Annotated in this window: 1 protein-coding gene and 1 pseudogene; both read left to right on the top strand. The window is 62.8% G+C overall.

Annotation, left to right across the window (positions count from 1 at the left end; translation table 11 throughout):
* Nucleotides 1-133, top strand: a pseudogene (locus tag WA944_RS15345) (LLM class F420-dependent oxidoreductase); the annotation flags it as partial.
* 694 nt (nucleotides 134-827) lie between these two features.
* Nucleotides 828-2930, top strand: a 2103-nt coding sequence (locus WA944_RS15340; RefSeq protein WP_526647092.1) for an Ig-like domain-containing protein, incomplete at its 3' end; no start/stop codon positions are given.

Genomic DNA, 2930 nt, shown 5'->3' with positions numbered 1-2930 from the left:
GCAACTCGTCGAGGCACTACAGAAGCTCCGCGACCTGGGCTGTGAATACGTGATCTGCTACTGCCCCGAGGCGGCCTACGACCGTTCGGGCATCGAGTTGTTCGAACGCGAGGTCATCCCGGCGCTGGCGTGACGGGTAGCCCCTCGAGGGCAGCCCACAGCCCAACAGAGTGGGCAAACCTGCATACCGACGGAAAGTCCTGATCGCAGAAGGTGCCGGATCGTGGCGATGGACTTGGGTTTGCCCGTCCACGCGCGGTGTCACAGCGTCGCGGCAAGCCAGTGACGGATATCGAGTAGGTGAACTACGGCGGCTGCAGTGTGAACGATCCAGGAAGGTCGCGAACTCGGATGCCAGATGGTTGCCAGTGTTTCAGGGGCCTTCACTCTTGACCTCATGTCCATGAAGCCGGGGCGGATCAGCGGTTCCGCGAGCGTTTGGCGTCGGACTCAGTACCGCTTTTTCGGTAGCGCAAATTTGCTATTAGAGCTAGATCTCAGCTGTCATCGCAGTTCATGGCGTTCAGATCCTTGAACAATCATTGACTTATTACTTGCTTGCGCAAATAAATCGGCAAACATAGTGATGAAAATCACTCCGCTGACCTAAGCTCAAGATTGCGGAGCGGCCGACAGGCGACACGGCACGCTTCAGCAAACCTGCATTGGTGGGCACGAAAAGTCGGGGAGCGGCAATGACGCTGCGTGTGTATGTGGTGGGCAACCCACGCGCAAGGTCCCCGCAGCGCCAAATTTCTCTCCTTTATAGGGGCCTGCGCGAATACAACCGGTGGGGGATCGCAGGCAGAGCAAACGGAGGACCAGGTATGTGCGCGACCCCGGCTCGTCATCGCATCCAGTACGGGAACTGTGCTGCCGCTGAACGGGAGTTCTGGGCGGCGAAGGACCTCGTCACGGCCGACGGGCGGATCCGCACCGCCAGACATGCGCGCAAGGCGCCCTCGAAATACGCGCTTCATGTGGGCCGAGTGGGCGCGCTGGCCGTGTCTCTGGGTGTCGGCTTCGCGGTCGCGAACTCATCCGGGGTGGCGTACGCGGACACCGATTCGGAATCGGTGTCCGCAGGTTCCAGTTCCGACAGTGATGCGCCGGGACCGCGGAAGAAGCGTGACCGTGACGCCGGTGAGTCGAGCGAGACCTCATCAGACAGCGATTCTCAGGCCGACGACGCCTCGGACAGCGATAGCCCGGATGGCGACATCTCCGACGGCGACATCTCAGACGGCGACGAGCCCGCGGACGGTGACGAGTCGAGCGAGGAGGATGCCGGCGTTCCCGTTGACGAGAAGGATGTGGAAGCTGCCGACCCGGTGGACGTCGCTGAACCCCCGGTCGAGGAGTCTGCGGAAGTTCCCGCAGCCTCGGAGGACGTAGCCGCCGCACCGTCGGCGACGGACGACGCGCTGACGACGGGCGTCGAAGAACCTGTCGTGGATCCTGAGGAGTCAGTCGCCGACGATGAAGCCGACATGTCGCTCGACTCCGACCCGGGCACGCTCGTCGATGCTGATGCGGAATCCCAGAACGACGTAGCCGTCGTTGATGTGATCGCCAGCGAAACTGCGGTAACCGAGGCGATTGTCGCTGCGCCGGACGAGCAAACCGTCGAATCTGTCGACATCGTCTCAGCGCTCGTGGCCGGTGTGGTGTCGCCGTTCGCAGATCCGGCGACTCCTGCGCAAGCCCCCTGGTTCGACGCATTGTTGGCGTGGGTGCGCCGTCAGATCACCCACACATTCTTCAACAAGTATCCGGTTGTCGGTCAGGTGACAACGGAGCAGATCCTCACCGGGCAACTACTCGTCGACGTTCCGGCTTCCGATCCCAACGGTGACCCGTTGACATACACCATCGTGCAGCCGGAGCACGGCTTGGTGGTTCGAGATCCGCTCACTGGCAAGTTTGTCTACACGCCGACCTCTGTCGTCACCGGTGAACCGTTGCAGGACACCTTCGAGGTTGTCATCAGTGACTCGTCGGAGCACCTCAAGGGCATATGCGGCCTCATTCAAGGCGTCTTCCACGGGATCTCCCGGGCTATCGGACTCGCGCAGCCCGATGAAGTGACCGTCACGATCCCGGTGACGGTCAACCCCCTCGTGGAGCTGGCGCCTGTGGTGGTTGTCACCCCGGTCGCGGCAGGCACGACCGATACGGCGATCACAGTTTCGCCGATACTGGTGATCACCGATTTGGATTCTGACGAGTTGAGTTCCGCCACAGTGACTCTCGGTAATCCCGATTCAGGGCCCGTCTTGAGTCATGGGGCGTTGCCCACCGGAGTGACTGCGACCTATGCCGATGGTGTGTTGACGTTCACCGGCGCGGCGTCGGTGGCGGAGTATCAGCAACTCCTGCAGTCGGTGTCGTTGACGTCGCCAGTCACCGCGATTGAAACGGTGTCCTTCCAGGTTGTCGACGACCAGGATCAGCCCAGCATCCCGGCGGGCACGTTGGTGACGGTGGTCGGGTTGCCAGTGGAGGTGCCGCCGTTGGTGGTGGTGTCGCCGGTGGCGGCCGGCACGACGGATTCGGCGATCACGGTGTCCCCGATTGTGGTGATCACCGACCTGGACTCCGATGACCTCGGCTCGGCGACAGTCACTCTCAACGATGCGGCGGCCGGTGTTGTCCTGGGTTACGGGTCGTTGCCGGAGGGTGTGACGGCGAGTGTCGCTGGCGGGGTGTTGATGTTCACCGGGTCGGCGTCGGTGGCGGAGTATCGAGCGTTGTTGGAGTCGGTGACGTTGACTTCGGCGGAGGCGGGGTTGAAGTCGGTCACTTTCGCGGTGGTCGATGCGGACGGGAACGCGTCGACGGTGCCTGCGGCCACGGTGGTGACGGTGGTCGGGTTGCCGGTGGAGGTGCCGCCGTTGGTCCTGGTGTCGCCGGTGGCGGCTGGCACGACC

This window comes from Mycobacterium sp., assembly GCF_049683355.1.
In the GTDB taxonomy this organism is placed as follows: Bacteria; Actinomycetota; Actinomycetes; order Mycobacteriales; family Mycobacteriaceae; genus Mycobacterium.
The sequence above is the reverse complement of the archived record's forward strand: the minus strand, read 5'-3'. Positions and strand labels throughout refer to the sequence as shown.